General features: G+C 44.4%; 15 protein-coding genes. All 15 read left to right on the top strand.

The window, feature by feature from the left end; genetic code table 11:
- Positions 1 to 93: 93 nt before the first annotated feature.
- The 15 genes from ACO1PK_RS02195 (at position 94) to ACO1PK_RS02125 (ending at position 14,208) form a co-directional block, all read left to right on the top strand.
- A complete protein-coding gene (locus ACO1PK_RS02195) occupies positions 94 to 2,151 on the top strand; it encodes a flagellar hook-length control protein FliK (RefSeq protein ID WP_423187049.1) in 2,058 nt (685 codons plus the stop codon).
- Positions 2,152 to 2,261: 110 nt separating this feature from the next.
- Entirely contained in the window at positions 2,262 to 2,783 is a 522-nt protein-coding gene (gene fliL / locus ACO1PK_RS02190; RefSeq protein ID WP_423187048.1) for a flagellar basal body-associated protein FliL, read from the top strand.
- Positions 2,784 to 2,795: 12 nt separating this feature from the next.
- Positions 2,796 to 3,884, top strand: a complete 1,089-nt coding sequence (gene fliM, locus ACO1PK_RS02185; RefSeq protein WP_423187047.1) for a flagellar motor switch protein FliM — start codon at positions 2,796 to 2,798, stop codon at positions 3,882 to 3,884.
- A 6-nt stretch (positions 3,885 to 3,890) separates the two neighbouring features.
- Entirely contained in the window at positions 3,891 to 4,268 is a 378-nt protein-coding gene (fliN, locus tag ACO1PK_RS02180) for a flagellar motor switch protein FliN (protein WP_423187046.1), read from the top strand.
- On the top strand, positions 4,268 to 4,798 hold the full coding sequence (fliO, locus tag ACO1PK_RS02175; protein ID WP_423187045.1) for a flagellar biosynthetic protein FliO: 531 nt from the start codon (positions 4,268 to 4,270) through the stop codon (positions 4,796 to 4,798). Before fliN ends, fliO begins: the two co-directional genes overlap by 1 nt.
- Positions 4,799 to 4,806: 8 nt before the next feature.
- A complete protein-coding gene (gene fliP / locus ACO1PK_RS02170) occupies positions 4,807 to 5,553 on the top strand; it encodes a flagellar type III secretion system pore protein FliP (RefSeq protein WP_423187044.1) in 747 nt (248 codons plus the stop codon).
- Positions 5,550 to 5,819 carry a flagellar biosynthesis protein FliQ gene (gene fliQ / locus ACO1PK_RS02165; protein WP_423187043.1) on the top strand — a complete coding sequence of 90 codons (270 nt, stop codon included), beginning with the start codon at positions 5,550 to 5,552 and terminating at the stop codon, positions 5,817 to 5,819. Before fliP ends, fliQ begins: the two co-directional genes overlap by 4 nt.
- 8 nt (positions 5,820 to 5,827) lie before the next feature.
- On the top strand, positions 5,828 to 6,601 hold the full coding sequence (gene fliR / locus ACO1PK_RS02160) for a flagellar biosynthetic protein FliR (protein WP_423187042.1): 774 nt from the start codon (positions 5,828 to 5,830) through the stop codon (positions 6,599 to 6,601).
- Positions 6,602 to 6,610: 9 nt separating this feature from the next.
- Positions 6,611 to 7,741 carry a flagellar biosynthesis protein FlhB gene (gene flhB, locus ACO1PK_RS02155; RefSeq protein WP_423187041.1) on the top strand — a complete coding sequence of 377 codons (1,131 nt, stop codon included), beginning with the start codon at positions 6,611 to 6,613 and terminating at the stop codon, positions 7,739 to 7,741.
- Between the two features lie 116 nt (positions 7,742 to 7,857).
- On the top strand, positions 7,858 to 9,969 hold the full coding sequence (gene flhA, locus ACO1PK_RS02150; protein ID WP_423187040.1) for a flagellar biosynthesis protein FlhA: 2,112 nt from the start codon (positions 7,858 to 7,860) through the stop codon (positions 9,967 to 9,969).
- A gap of 9 nt (positions 9,970 to 9,978) precedes the next feature.
- The gene (flhF, locus tag ACO1PK_RS02145) at positions 9,979 to 11,412 is read left to right on the top strand and encodes a flagellar biosynthesis protein FlhF (protein WP_423187039.1); all 1,434 of its coding nucleotides are present in this window, start codon (positions 9,979 to 9,981) and stop codon (positions 11,410 to 11,412) included.
- A complete protein-coding gene (locus ACO1PK_RS02140) occupies positions 11,405 to 12,271 on the top strand; it encodes a MinD/ParA family protein (RefSeq protein ID WP_423187038.1) in 867 nt (288 codons plus the stop codon). The genes flhF and ACO1PK_RS02140 overlap by 8 nt, the downstream gene beginning before the upstream one ends.
- 9 nt (positions 12,272 to 12,280) lie before the next feature.
- A complete protein-coding gene (locus ACO1PK_RS02135; protein ID WP_423187037.1) occupies positions 12,281 to 13,000 on the top strand; it encodes an RNA polymerase sigma factor FliA in 720 nt (239 codons plus the stop codon).
- 46 nt (positions 13,001 to 13,046) lie between these two features.
- Positions 13,047 to 13,430 carry a chemotaxis response regulator CheY gene (gene cheY, locus ACO1PK_RS02130; RefSeq protein WP_189432784.1) on the top strand — a complete coding sequence of 128 codons (384 nt, stop codon included), beginning with the start codon at positions 13,047 to 13,049 and terminating at the stop codon, positions 13,428 to 13,430.
- A gap of 25 nt (positions 13,431 to 13,455) precedes the next feature.
- Positions 13,456 to 14,208, top strand: coding sequence for a protein phosphatase CheZ (locus ACO1PK_RS02125; protein ID WP_423187036.1), 753 nt, complete (start codon positions 13,456 to 13,458; stop codon positions 14,206 to 14,208).
- Positions 14,209 to 14,212: the final 4 nt, after the last annotated feature.

The following is a 14,212-nucleotide window of genomic DNA, read 5'->3' as shown; positions in this document are numbered from 1 at the left end:
TGCTTATAGCAACGGATTTTTACTTAAAAAGTGGCGCAATATTTGAATGGTAGCGTGCAGTTAAGATTAACTCAGGTGTAAGGCGGAATAAAAATGACGCAAGGCTTACAGTTTTCATCATTGTTTAGTGGCTTAGATTTACCTCTAGCGGCTGATAACGCTGGCTTGGTAGCTGATTCGCCATCGCAAACAGAAGGTACACAGGCTGCAGTTTTTCGCCAATTGTTGGCAGATGAACAACAAAGTACAGCTGTAAGTAAAGGGCAAACTATTGCCGCTTCTGGGGTTAACTTACAGCAAAATACCAATGAGAGCGCTACCGACGTCGCAGATTTGTCAAAGTCGCGCACATCGGAAGACGCATCGGCTGAAACCGTTAAGCCGCTGGAGAGTGAGTCGTTAGACGAGTTGCCTACAGCAACAGAGGCGTTGGCTGATCAATGGCTTGGTTTAATTCGTCAATCGGGTGATGCAACCTTGTTATTACGCCAAAAAGCGGAGTTCAACACCTTCATAGCTGCAGATTTTGGTAGAGGTGCTTCCACCACAGAAACGTCCGATGCTGCAGCACTCTTATTACTTGATACTGAATCTGCTGAGTTGTTGCCAACTGCTCTTGAAAATAACACTGCAACTTATCAGAAACTAGAAACTCGCTTACCATTAAACCAAGCAGTACAGGATGCAGGTGAGATTGCTGCTCTTTCGCGTCTTGCCGTAGCCTCGAATCTGGGGTCTATCAGCCAAGAATCCACTGCGCAAGAACGACTTAATCTAGTGAAAGCAAGTGAGCAAGCGTCAGCCTTAATGCAAGCGGAGCAGACCACCGACGCATTACTGCAGGAGCAAAATAGGAGTGAACAATCCGCTAAACTTGGTAGCGGCAAGGTGAATCCGGCGGATTTAGCGAACCTGAGTGCTCAAAATTTACAGAGTGAGCTGCCAGCGGAAGCCTCTGACTTAATTGAAGATAAGGCCTTAACGCCAAGTGAGACAGCCGCTAAATCTGCTACTTTCGCATCAAGTCAGCAAGATATTCAAGTCTCCGCTAAGCTTAATGCAGTTAAGGCTAGTTCGGACATCGTGGCTACAACAGATGTTCAGTTACCTGATAGCTCATTATTAGCTAAGACGGTTTTAACAACGGAGTCACTAGAACTCTCCGATCCTTCTGCAGAGTTGGTTAACGCGAATAAGAGCAGCGAATTTAAATTAGCAAATCTACCTGAGCAAGCTAACAGTGAACTCAATCGTCAAATTCGCATGACGCAGCAGACTGAGCAAGTTATGAGTGTAAATCCACAGCAATTAGCTGCCGTAGCCGAATCCACGCCACTTGTCACAAACAATGCTATGCCTAATAATCAATCCAAAACAGCGTTATCTGGTTCGGAGTTCGTGCTGAATGATAGTGATAAGCTGCGTATGTTAACTGTTGGTGATGATACTATGGCGCAAGATTCATCATCTGAACAGCAAAGCCAGCAGCGGCAGGATAGCCGTCAGTATCACTTTCATCGCTTAGACGTCTCACTACAACAGAGTAACAGCGCAACCATTCAACAAAGCGGCTTGCCAAACAGTATGGCAACCCGGATGGCTGCGCAGGAAAATACTCTTGAAGTCACGCAGGCCTTGGTACGGAATGAGCAATTTTCTAGTGTTATCGAACAACAACATCGCCCTCAAAGTGCGACAGTTGCGCCACCAAGCTTAGCTGCGCAATTAAAGCAGCTAAACTTACAACAACAGGATGCAGCTGGTCAATTACGTGAGCGAGTTCAATTGATGGTTCGGCAAAATATTCAGGTGGCTGAAATCCGCTTAGATCCAGCAGAGCTGGGGTTGATGCAAATAAAAATAAATCTGCAACAAGAACAGGCATCTGTGCAGTTTATTGTGCAGCAGCAACATGCTAAAGAATTACTCGAGCAACAAATGCCTAGGCTTCGTGAACTTTTACAACAACAGGGAATGCAGTTAGGTGAGGGACAGGTGCAGCAGCAGAACAGAGATGACAGGCAAGCAGCTGGTCAACAATCTGGCAATAGTAAACAGCAGCAAGGCGCCTCGGCTGATCTCGACGATAATCCACAAGCCATCTCTGTGCAAATCAAACAAAGCGAGCGATTGGTGGATTATTATGCTTAATCGCATGTTGATGCCAAGAAGCTGCTGCTTTTGATTTACAAATTCATTGGTAGATGAGCATAATGGTATAATATTAGTCAGTTTTTTGACAGCTTGGGGTACGCTAATTCATGGCAGATAATGATTTAGAAATTGTTGATAAAGGGGCTTCGAAAAAGAAGCTAATATTTGCTGCTGTTGGTCTGGTGGTATTACTAGGGGTAGCTGCTGCCGCTTATTTCTTTTTTATGGGTGGCGAAGAGCCTGCTGCGCAAGCCGAGAATGCTGAGGTTATTGCTGCAACTGATACTGCGAGCTCGCCTGTTGTGCAGGGTTCAGCCATTTATGTGCAACTACCTAGACCCTTTGTTTTTAATGTCGCTGGGGCTTCACGCGATCGTATGGTACAAATTCGTGTACAACTTATGGTACGAGGTGATGCCAATCAAGCGTTAGCGTTAAGGCATATTCCGTTAATTGAGGGAACCTTATTGTCTGTTTTTAGTGCAGCTAATGCGGACGAGCTCATTTCAGCTACCGGTAAAGACGAATTAAAAAACAAGGCGTTAATTGATCTACAAACTGCCATGTTAGATGTAGTGGGATCGGTGGTAATCGCTGAAGTGCTGTTTACCGGTTTTGTGATGCAATAAGAGTGAGCAAAAGTGTCTGATTTACTATCGCAAGATGAAATTGATGCGCTGTTACATGGCGTCGATGAGGTCGAAGAGGACGATGCCGATTCTTCTGGTGCTGGCCAAAATGGCCAGACGATGCAGTTTGATTTTTCGTCACAGGATCGAATTGTTCGTGGGCGTATGCCGACCCTCGAAATGGTTAACGAGCGTTTCGCTCGCCACATGCGAATTAGCCTCTTTAATATGATGCGCCGTACAGCAGAAGTGTCGATCAACGGCGTACAAATGATTAAATTTGGCGAGTATGTTCACACGCTGTTTGTCCCTACGAGTTTAAACATGGTGCGCTTCCGGCCACTTAAAGGTACCGGATTGATTACCATGGAAGCACGTTTGGTGTTTATTTTGGTTGATAACTTCTTTGGCGGAGATGGTCGCTATCATGCCAAAATTGAAGGCCGGGAATTTACGCCAACGGAGCGGCGTATTATTCAAATGCTATTAAAGTTAATTTTTGAAGATTATAAAGAAGCTTGGGCGCCGGTCATGGACGTGTCCTTTGAGTATCTAGACTCCGAAGTTAACCCAGCCATGGCAAATATTGTCAGCCCCACGGAAGTGGTGGTGATTAGCTCCTTCCATATTGAATTGGATGGTGGCGGCGGTGACTTTCACGTAGCCTTACCTTACTCAATGTTAGAACCTATCCGGGAATTACTGGATGCCGGCGTACAAAGTGATAAAGAAGACACTGATTTACGCTGGTCAAAAGCCTTGCGTGATGAAATTATGGATGTAAAGGTTGGGCTGACCACCAAAATGCTGGACGTCGACTTAACCTTGCGTGACATTATGGAATTAAAAGCCGGTGATATTATTCCGGTAGAAATACCTGGGCATATTACCGTGTTAATTGAAGATCTTCCTACGTTTCGTGCCAAAATGGGCCGCACACGTGACAATGTGGCTTTAAAGATTATTGAGAAAATTAAGCGCCCTGAGTCCGTTAAATCAGAAATGCAGGTGTTCACTAAAGGTGGGCGGCGTTTGGATAACGACGCCGATATTTCTGAATTAGAGGCCGATTTGAATCTTAATGAGCGGGATATAAGGTAACTATTTATGGCAAATGATCAAGATACAATGGATGAATGGGCCGCGGCGATGGCCGAAGCAGAAACAGAAGCGCAAGCTGTTGAACTTGAAGAGCTGCATGACGAACAAGTTTCTGCCGTGGACAAGCGTAAACTGGATACCATTTTAGATATCCCTGTTACCATCTCTATGGAAGTTGGGCGTGCTAAAATTAGTATTCGCAACTTACTACAATTAAACCAAGGTTCTGTGGTGGAGTTAGAAAGGATTGCCGGTGAGCCTTTAGATGTATTAGTCAATGGTACTCTGATTGCTCATGGTGAAGTCGTGGTTGTTAACGATAAATTTGGTATTCGTCTTACTGACGTGATTAGTCAGATTGAGCGAATCAAGAAACTTCGCTAATGTCTGTTATGCAGAGATCATCGCTATTTGCTTTGTTACTGTTGTGCAGTGCCTTCATAGTGACTTCAAGTGGATGGGCGACGACATCGGAAAATGAAGCTAATGTGGTTCCTGAGCAGCAGGAGCAGCAAGTCGTTGCGACCGAGTTGGTGTCGAGTGAGACTCAAGCGACGCTGCCAGCGGTAACACGCGACAGCGTACTAAATCCTGGTGCTAGCGCCAATTCTGCAATGAGCTTAAGTAAAATCGTCATTTCTTTGGCGCTGGTTATTTTGCTCGTGCTGGGCTTAGGCTGGATGTTTAAGAAGTTATCGCTGCGGCTTCCTGGTAATCGACAAATTAAAGTAATTTGCGCCCTACCGCTTGGACAACGTGAGCGCATCTTAGTTATTGAAATACAAGGAAAACAGCGTGTTGTTGGTGTTACTCCACATAGCATTAATTTACTGTTTGAATTAGAAAATCCTCTTCCTGAAGAAAAGTTGGCATCAGATTTTCATACACAGTTGCAATCATTCCTGAAAAAGTAAGTTTTTCTATGTTGCGACTCTTGTGTGTGCTGGTGCTAATGCTGTTTAGCGGCGACATTTTTGCCGATAACAATATGTTGTCGGCAGTAACAGTAACAACCAATGCTGATGGTTCACAGTCGTACAGTGTAACCCTGCAAGTGTTAGCCATTATGACCGCGCTGAGCTTTCTGCCAGCGATGGTCATTATGATGACCAGTTTTACCCGCATTATCGTGGTGCTGGCCATTCTGCGCCAAGCGATTGGCTTAATGCAAACACCCTCTAACCAAGTATTAATTGGTATCACCCTGTTTCTCACTTTCTTTATCATGGCGCCGGTATTTAAAACCATTAATGAGCAAGCTATCCAACCCTATATGGCTGAAACTATTACCCCTGTTCAAGCCTTGGATGCTGCAATAGTGCCGTTAAAAGCCTTTATGTTGCATCAAACACGGGTGAAAGATTTGGATACTTTTGCTCAGATCGCCGGTTTAGATGTCGCTGAACAACCGCAGGATTATCCCATGACGGTGATTATTCCGGCTTTTGTAACCAGTGAATTAAAAACGGCTTTCCAAATTGGTTTTATGTTATTTATTCCATTCTTAATCATCGATTTAGTTGTCGCCAGTGTTTTGATGGCCATGGGTATGATGATGCTCTCGCCCATGATTATTTCCCTCCCTTTTAAACTAATGATGTTTGTTCTGGTTGATGGTTGGGTGCTGGTAATGGGTACGCTGGCCACCAGTTATGGGGTAGGCACATGAGTCCAGAAACCTTTGTGGATGTGTTAAGAGACTCCCTATTTATTGTTATTCTGTTGGTGAGTGTGATTATTTTACCTTCACTTTTTGTCGGCTTGATTGTTGCGGTATTTCAGGCTGCAACTTCTATTAACGAGCAAACCTTAAGTTTTTTACCGCGTTTAATTGTGACCTTACTTGCCTTAATGTTTGGCGGGCATTGGTTAGTGCGTGTCATTATTGAATACACCACAGAGCTGTATCTTAGTATTCCTCAGATTGTAGGCTAGCGAATAGTATGGAAATTTTGATGTCGACATTGATGCAGGCTATAGCAGATTTATTGCTGCCGTTATGTCGAGTATCAGGTATGTTAATGATTATGGCTGGTTTGGGAGTGCGCAACATCCCCACGCGGATTAAAACCGCTTTAATCGTGCTGATTTCTGTTGTCATGATGCCAATGTTGCCCAAAACCGTTTATCCAGAGTTGATCTCGATAGCGATGGTGCTTGAAGTGATGTTGCAGTTAACCATAGGTTTTGCCTTAGGCTTTATTTCCTTGATGTTTATCAATACCTTTGTGTTAGCTGGACAGTTACTGGCAACGCAAACCGGTTTGGCCTTTGCGTCAATGGCCGATCCTGCCAGTGGTTTATCTGTACCGGCAATTGGTCAGTTTTATTTGATTTTAGCGACGCTACTTTTCTTTGTGTTTAATGGTCACTTGATCATGATTCAAATGTTGGTATTTAGTTTTGAAACCTTACCCATCAATGGCCAATGGTGGGATGTGACCAGTTATTGGACCATTGTGGAGTTTGGCGGTTGGATGTTTGCTACGGCGCTGGCCATAGCGCTGGCACCTATTGTTGCAATGTTAGTGGTTAATTTATCTTTTGGCATTATGACGCGTGCGGCACCTCAACTAAATATTTTCTCGATTGGTTTTCCTGTCACCATGTTGGCAGGTTTATTGATTCTTTGGTTAACCATGGATACCTTTTTATTCCATTACGATAAACAGTGGCAGCACGTAATTGATTACAGCTGCCGGCTGATTGGCTGTTAGGAGGCTGAGGTGGCAGAAGAAACCGGCGGCGAAAAAACCGAACAGCCCACCCCCAAGAAGCTGCAAGACGCAGCTGAAAAAGGGCAGGTGGCGCGATCCAAAGAATTTGGTACAGCCTTTGTATTGATTGGCAGTGCTACCGCGATGTTAGTGTATGGCAAGATGTTAGCAGTCGCGGTGCTAAATATTGGCCAGCGGATGATGAGTTTGGATCAAAAGGATATTTTTGAACCAAACTCCATGTTTACTGCTTGGGGAGATGCCGGTTGGGAATTAGCTAAACCATTGAGTGGCATCTTTTTTATTATCTTACTCACTGCATTTATCGGCAATATTTTGCTTGGCGGATACAATTTTAGCTGGGAGGCTGCTGCGCCTAAAGCGAGTAAAATGAGTCTGATACAAGGCTTTAAACGCATGTTCGGGCTGCAGGCTTTGGTCGAATTGGGTAAGGGCATTTTAAAAGTCTTAGTTGTAGTGGCTGTAGCCTATTTGCTACTTGATGTTTTCTTTATGGATATCATGTCATTATCCTTAATGAGTGAGCCAAATAATATTGAATCATCGATGTATTTTTTAGGGTGGTTGTTTTTAGGTTTGTGCTCTAGCACCGTCATTATTGCCATCGTCGATGCCCCTTATCAAAAGTGGCATCATATTGAACAATTAAAAATGTCGATGCAGGAAATCAAAGACGAATTTAAAAACTCTGAGGGTAGTCCTGAGACCAAAGGGCGTATTCGTCGCACCCAGATGCAAATGTCGATGAAGCGCATGATGCAACAAGTTCCCACCGCCGATGTCATTGTGACTAACCCAACACACTATGCGGTGGCACTCAAGTATGATCAAGGCAAATTCCGAGCGCCGGCGGTAGTGGCTAAAGGTGTAGATGAAGTCGCTATGCACATTCGTAAAATAGCCAATGAACATAAAATCCCCGTGATCGAGTCGCCCGCGTTGGCTCGCTCTATTTACTATACCACTAAGTTGGATCATCCCATTCCAGAACAATTATTTGCAGCCGTAGCGCAAGTGTTGGCTTATGTTTATCAACTTAAAATGTACCGCAAGGGTAAAGGGAGTCGGCCGAAAACGCTGGCAAAAGAGCTGCCGATACCTGAAGACTTCCGCCACTAATCACAGCTTAAGAATCCTTACTGCGCAGTTAAGCGGAGAATAATGCGAAAAACTTCAGGTCTGGAATGTTTTTTGCTTAATCTCCGTCAGTCCGTCAACAGATTGTCAGGTCTTACATGCAGTTACCTCAGTTCTTAAGCAAATTTGACAAATCCCACCTACAGCATTTAAAGGGAATTGGTACGCCAATATTAATAGTGGCGGCATTGGCAATGATCGTTCTGCCATTACCTCCTTTGATGTTAGATGTGTTGTTTTCGTTTAATATTGCTTTGGCGCTGGTGGTGCTACTGGTCACCGTTTATACCAAGCGTCCGCTGGACTTTGGCATCTTCCCTAGTGTGTTACTGGTTGCAACCATCTTAAGATTAGCACTCAACGTAGCCAGTACCCGTGTCGTATTACTCGAGGGGCATAACGGTGGTGACGCTGCCGGTAAGGTTATAGAGGCGTTTGGCTCTGTGGTTATCGGTGGTAACTATGCGGTCGGTATCGTTGTTTTCCTCATTTTGATTATTATCAATTTCGTTGTTGTTACAAAAGGTGCAGGTCGAATCGCGGAAGTCTCTGCTCGCTTTACCTTAGATGCGATGCCAGGTAAGCAAATGGCCATCGATGCAGATATGAATGCAGGTTTGATTACGCAAGAAGAAGCCAGAGCAAGACGTGAAGAGGTCACCAGTGAAGCTGATTTTTATGGCTCTATGGACGGTGCGAGCAAGTTTGTAAAAGGGGATGCTATTGCTGGGATCGTCATTCTGGTTATTAACCTGGTGGGTGGACTTTTTATTGGCATGATCCAGCATGATCTCAGCTTTGGTGAGGCAATGGAGATTTATACCTTATTAACCATCGGAGATGGTTTGGTTGCCCAAGTACCTGGTTTGCTGCTATCTATTGGTACGGCCATTATTGTGACCCGTCAAAATAAAGAAGGCGATCTGGGTAATCAAATGACCAGTCAGCTTGGTGACAATACCCAAGTGCTGTTTGTTGCTGCCGGTGTGATGACCCTGATGGGGATTGTTCCAGGCATGCCACACTTTGCTTTTTTAACGCTAGCCGCCATTTTAGGTGGTGTTGCTTTCTATGTAAGAAAATTGGCTACTACCAAGGCAACGCAATTGATGCCAAAAGCTTCGGCAACGGGAGGCGAGCAGAGATCCGAGATGCAAACCGTTAAAGAAATTGGTTGGGACGATGTGCAAGGTGTCGACACTATTGGTCTTGAGGTGGGGTATAGGTTAATTCCGCTGGTAGACAAAGCGCAAGGTGGTGAGTTATTAAACCGCATTAAAGGCGTGCGAAAAAAACTCTCGCAAGAGTTGGGCTTTTTAATTCCTCCTGTGCATATCCGTGACAATCTAGATTTGGAGCCGAACAGCTATCGGGTTGCGCTGATGGGCGTGACTAATGGTGAAGGTGAGCTAAGGCACGATAATGAACTGGCAATTAATCCTGGGCAGGTTTTTGGCACAGTGAAAGGTATTGCCACCAAAGATCCCGCCTTTGGTCTGGATGCGGTATGGATTAGTAAAGATCAACGTGAGCATGCACAAACCTTAGGTTACACCGTGGTGGATGCAGCAACCGTGGTGGCTACGCACTTAAGCCAAATTTTAACGAATAATGCGGCCAGTTTGTTAGGGCATGAAGAAGTACAGAATCTACTTGATATGCTAGCCAAACACTCACCGAAACTTGTTGAAGGCTTAGTGCCTGATACTTTACCGCTAACTACGGTAGTAAAAGTCTTACAAAATCTGCTGCATGAAGGCGTTCCTATTCGTGATATGCGAACCATAGTGCAAACCTTAGTTGAGTACGGCGCGAAAAGTCAGGATGTCGATGTGCTTACGGCGGCTTGTCGCATTGCCTTGCGTCGCTTAATTGTGCAGGAGGTCGTTGGCAGTAAGTTAGAAATTCCAGTGATTACCTTTGCGCCTGAGTTAGAACAAATGTTGCATCAATCCATGCAGGCTGCTGGGAATGATGGCGCAGGTATTGAACCAGGCTTAGCAGATCGTATCCAGCAATCGTTACAAGAAGCACACCAAAACCAAGAACTCAGTGGCGAAAGTGCAGTTATGTTAACGTCAGGAATTTTACGCACAGTTATGGCACGATTTGTGAAGTACACTATTCCTGGATTGCGTGTCTTGTCTTATCAGGAAATTCCTGACGACAAACAAATTCGCATAGTTAGTGTTATCGGTCAGTCGAACTAGGAGTAACTCATGAAAATCAAACGCTTTGTTGCCAAAGATATGCGTAGTGCCTTGGCAGATGTGAAAGAGTTCCTCGGGGCAGATGCGATTATCCTGTCGAATAAAAAAGTCCCTGAAGGCGTCGAAATTGTTGCGGCTATAGATGCAGAGCCAGCAGCGACTAAACCGCGCCAGAGTCCGCAAACCGCAGCTGTGGCGCCTACAGCTGAAACAAAACGTGCTGAGCCAAAACTTAACATTCGGATTGATGATGCTGCTGATAGCGAGCCCGCTGACTCGCTGCGTGCGTTACTCGCCAGACAAATGATTAAACAGCAGGGCAGGGACATGACTGTGACGCCCACTGCCAAATCTAAATTAACTGAGCCTAAAGTGAGCAAGGCCGCGCAATTTGAGCGTCAAAATTCTGTCGCACAAGCAGATAACAGTTTTTCAAGTAACAATGCGGGATTGTCAAATCAGTTTCAAGAATTGAATAAAGCCCAGCAAGCGCAAGCCGAACTATTACAAAAGCAATTTGCGCAAATGCAAAGTGAAATGCTCTCCATGCGGCAGTTATTACAACACCAGGTGTCTGGCCTTATGTGGCAAGATCTGGCACGCAAAGAACCCGTGCGTGCATTAGTTATTGAAAATTTAACGCAATTAGGTTTATCGGAGCAAATAGCAGATCAGTTAGCGTGCTTTATGCCAGATGAATTAAATGCCACTGAAGCATGGGATACTGCACTGGAACTGCTTAGTGGGCAATTAACCACAACCAATGATGATATCTTGCGCCGCGGTGGCATTATTGCGCTGGTGGGGCCCACCGGTGTAGGGAAAACCACTACCGTAGCCAAGCTTGCAGCCGGCTTTGCTAAACGGCATGGCGTTGATCAGGTCGCACTTATTACTACTGACTGTTTTCGTATTGGCGCTTTTGAACAATTAGCCACCTTTGGCCGCATTATTGGTTGTCCAGTTAAACAAGCCAAAGACAGTGAAGAGTTGTCGATATTGTTGAATCAGTTACAACAACGTAAACTCATTTTGATTGATACGGCCGGTATGAGTCAGCGCGATCTGAGATTAGCTGAAAAACTGGCGTCTTTGGTGCATAATTCTCGTGTTAAAATAAAAAGTTATCTGGTATTGTCTGCTACAGCTCAAGCAAAAGTTATGCAAGAAAGTGTGCAGCAGTTTAAACGAATCGGTTTATCAGGCTGTATTTTTACGAAATTAGATGAATGCTTAAGTTTAGGTGAAGTCATCAATGTCGCTATACAGAATGCTTTACCTATTAGTTATTTGACTAATGGGCAGCGCGTACCAGAAGATATTTGTATTGCTGATGCGGTCACCATAGTAAAAGATGCGGAACAATTGCGTCAGCAGCATTGTGGGACTTCACATCAATGGTACCAAGATGACGCTAGCCAGATAGAAGCACGATATGCGTAATGAAGTGATAGCAGATGATCAAGCCAATGGTCTTAGACTCATGAAAAAACAAATGGTAAAGGTAATATCAGTAACAGGTGGTAAAGGCGGCGTAGGCAAAACCAACGTAACCTTAAACCTGGCAATGGCCTTGGCACAATTAGGTAAAAAAGTTCTGGTGTTGGATGCTGACCTAGGTTTAGCGAATTGTGATGTTATGCTAGGACTGCGGGTAGAAAAAAACTTATCTCATTTACTTGCAGGAACAGCTACACTGGATGATATTTTGGTTGAAGGGCCTTTTGGGATTAAAATTGCACCTGCAACATCAGGCAGCCAAAATATGACTGAGCTTTCTCAAGTAGAGCATGCTAGTCTTATTAGAGCCTTTAGTGAATTACAAACACCTGTTGATGTGCTGTTGGTAGATACCGCAGCGGGCATTTCAGATATGGTGTTAAGTTTTTCAAGAGCTTCACAGGATGTACTGGTCGTGGTATGTGATGAGCCATCCTCCATTACCGATGCGTATGCACTAATGAAAATTTTGAGCCGAGATCATGGCGTAGATAAATTTAAAATCGTTGCGAACATGGTGCGTAATCTCAAGGAAGGACATGAATTATTTGCTAAGCTGACTCGGGTAACGGATAGGTTTCTGGATGTGAGTTTAGAGCTGGTGGCAACAGTGCCACATGATGAAAATGTTCGAAAAGCTGCACGTAAACAAAAAGCTTTTATAGATGCTTTTCCAAAAACACCTGCTAGTATGGCGATTAAAACTCTGGCATTGAAAGCGGCCAAATGGCCATTGCCCAATAGTGCCTCAGGACACTTAGAGTTTTTTTTAGAACAGTTAGTGCAGCCGCAGTCTGACTAAGGGGGACCTGTGAACAGTAAGGTGGCCGCTTATGGTGGTATAGACCACATGCAACAATTGGTGGAGCGGCATGCTTCATTGGTCAAACGTATTGCTTATCACTTGCTTGCTCGCCTCCCTGCTAGCGTGCAGGTGGATGACTTAATTCAATCTGGTATGATTGGTCTGATTGAAGCTGCGAAAAATTTTGATGGGACTAAAGGTGCGAGTTTTGAAACCTTCGCGGGTATACGTATTCGTGGTTCTATGCTTGACGAAATTCGTCGTGGTGATTGGACACCGCGCTCTGTGCATCGTAATGCTAGACTGATCGCGGACACTATTGCAGAACTGGAAGCTTTACTCGGCAGAGACGTCAAAGATCATGAAGTTGCAGAAAAACTTGCTATATCTTTAGATGAATATCATCATATGCTTAGTGATGTGAGTTCTGGTCGTATCATAGGTATAGAAGATTTAGGAATTTCTGAAGATGTCTTAGTTACATCTGATGACATTGACGCAGACCAACTGTACCATGAACAAGCAAACAACGCTTTTAGTGAAGCTTTAGCAAAAAATATCAGTAGTTTGCCAGAGCGTGAGGCATTAGTTCTCTCACTTTATTATAATGATGAGCTAAACTTAAAAGAGATCGGTGCTGTACTGGATGTCAGTGAGTCACGGATCAGTCAGATTCATAGTCAAGCATTGGTGCGTTTAAAAGCCCGAATGCAGGCTTGGTTGTAATGCATCCTTAATTAACAGCGGGATGACTTTCTCTTCGGAGGGGACTTTGGATAAAAATATGAAGATTCTCGTAGTCGATGATTTCTCGACCATGAGACGTATCATTAAGAACCTATTGCGTGACCTGGGTTTTACGAATATTTCAGAAGCCGATGACGGAAGCACGGCATTGCCAATGTTACAAAGCGGAGACTTTGATTTCGTGGTTACAGACTGGAACATGCCAGGCATGCAAGGTATTGATTTGCTGCGGGCAATTCGGGCTGATGCTAAGTTAAAGCATATACCTGTTTTAATGGTGACTGCTGAAGCGAAGAAAGAACAGATCATTGCAGCGGCTCAAGCGGGTGTTAATGGTTATATCGTCAAACCTTTCACTGCGGCAACGTTACAGGAAAAGCTAGCGAAAGTATTTGAGCGGATCGGTTAGGCCGAATCTTTCAAGGAGTAAAGCCATGCCTGAGACTACGGTCCCACTTATAACGCTTGAGCAAGCCAAAGAACTAGTCCAGCTATTGGAAATGGGAGAGCAAGATATCGCAAACCAGTTGGTACAACAACTGGGTTTGCCGGGCTCTTCAGAACTTTTTGCTGAGGTTGGTAAATTAACTCGTCAGCTGCATGACTCTCTTAAAAATTTTCAGATTGACCCATCCCTTAATAATATTCTTGAAGAAGATATTCCTGATGCGAAAAAGCGTCTGAATCATGTTATCGACATGACAGAGCAAGCTGCTAACCGCACCATGGATGCCGTAGAATCTTGTTTGCCCATTGCCGACCAAATAAGCTCCCAACTCACTCAACTGATGCCGCAATGGCAAAAACTCATGCATCGGGATTTGAAGCTGGGTGAATTTAAAAGCTTATGCCATGGTATTGATCATTTTTTACAACAAACCGTGACGGAATCAACCCGCTTAAATAATTTACTGACTGATGTTTTGATGGCACAAGATTTTCAGGATCTAACAGGGCAAATTCTTCGGCGTGTAATAGAGCTAGTGCGGGAAGTTGAGGAAAGCCTAATTGGTTTACTTACAGCTTTTGGTAACGCTAATCCCAAAATACTTGAGCAAAAGTCGACAAAAAGCAAACCTAAAACAGCGGTTACCGCTGAAGGGCCTATTATTGATGCTGCTGAGCGGAGCGATGTCGTTTCCGGTCAGGATGATGTTGATGATCTCCTGTCGAGCTTGGGTTTTTAACAGA

The sequence above is a fragment of the Alishewanella sp. d11 genome (genome assembly GCF_049390205.1).
In the GTDB taxonomy this organism is placed as follows: Bacteria; Pseudomonadota; Gammaproteobacteria; order Enterobacterales; family Alteromonadaceae; genus Alishewanella.
The sequence above is the reverse complement of the archived record's forward strand: the minus strand, read 5'-3'. Positions and strand labels throughout refer to the sequence as shown.

Coding starts and splice junctions, on each gene's coding strand:
- ACO1PK_RS02125 (WP_423187036.1), top strand. CDS start 13,456: ATGCCTGAGACTACGGTCCCACTTATAACGCTTGAGCAAGCCAAAGAA.
- fliL (WP_423187048.1), top strand. CDS start 2,262: ATGGCAGATAATGATTTAGAAATTGTTGATAAAGGGGCTTCGAAAAAG.
- fliR (WP_423187042.1), top strand. CDS start 5,828: ATGGAAATTTTGATGTCGACATTGATGCAGGCTATAGCAGATTTATTG.
- flhA (WP_423187040.1), top strand. CDS start 7,858: ATGCAGTTACCTCAGTTCTTAAGCAAATTTGACAAATCCCACCTACAG.
- flhF (WP_423187039.1), top strand. CDS start 9,979: ATGAAAATCAAACGCTTTGTTGCCAAAGATATGCGTAGTGCCTTGGCA.
- fliQ (WP_423187043.1), top strand. CDS start 5,550: ATGAGTCCAGAAACCTTTGTGGATGTGTTAAGAGACTCCCTATTTATT.
- fliN (WP_423187046.1), top strand. CDS start 3,891: ATGGCAAATGATCAAGATACAATGGATGAATGGGCCGCGGCGATGGCC.
- fliO (WP_423187045.1), top strand. CDS start 4,268: ATGTCTGTTATGCAGAGATCATCGCTATTTGCTTTGTTACTGTTGTGC.
- ACO1PK_RS02140 (WP_423187038.1), top strand. CDS start 11,405: ATGCGTAATGAAGTGATAGCAGATGATCAAGCCAATGGTCTTAGACTC.
- fliP (WP_423187044.1), top strand. CDS start 4,807: ATGTTGCGACTCTTGTGTGTGCTGGTGCTAATGCTGTTTAGCGGCGAC.
- ACO1PK_RS02195 (WP_423187049.1), top strand. CDS start 94: ATGACGCAAGGCTTACAGTTTTCATCATTGTTTAGTGGCTTAGATTTA.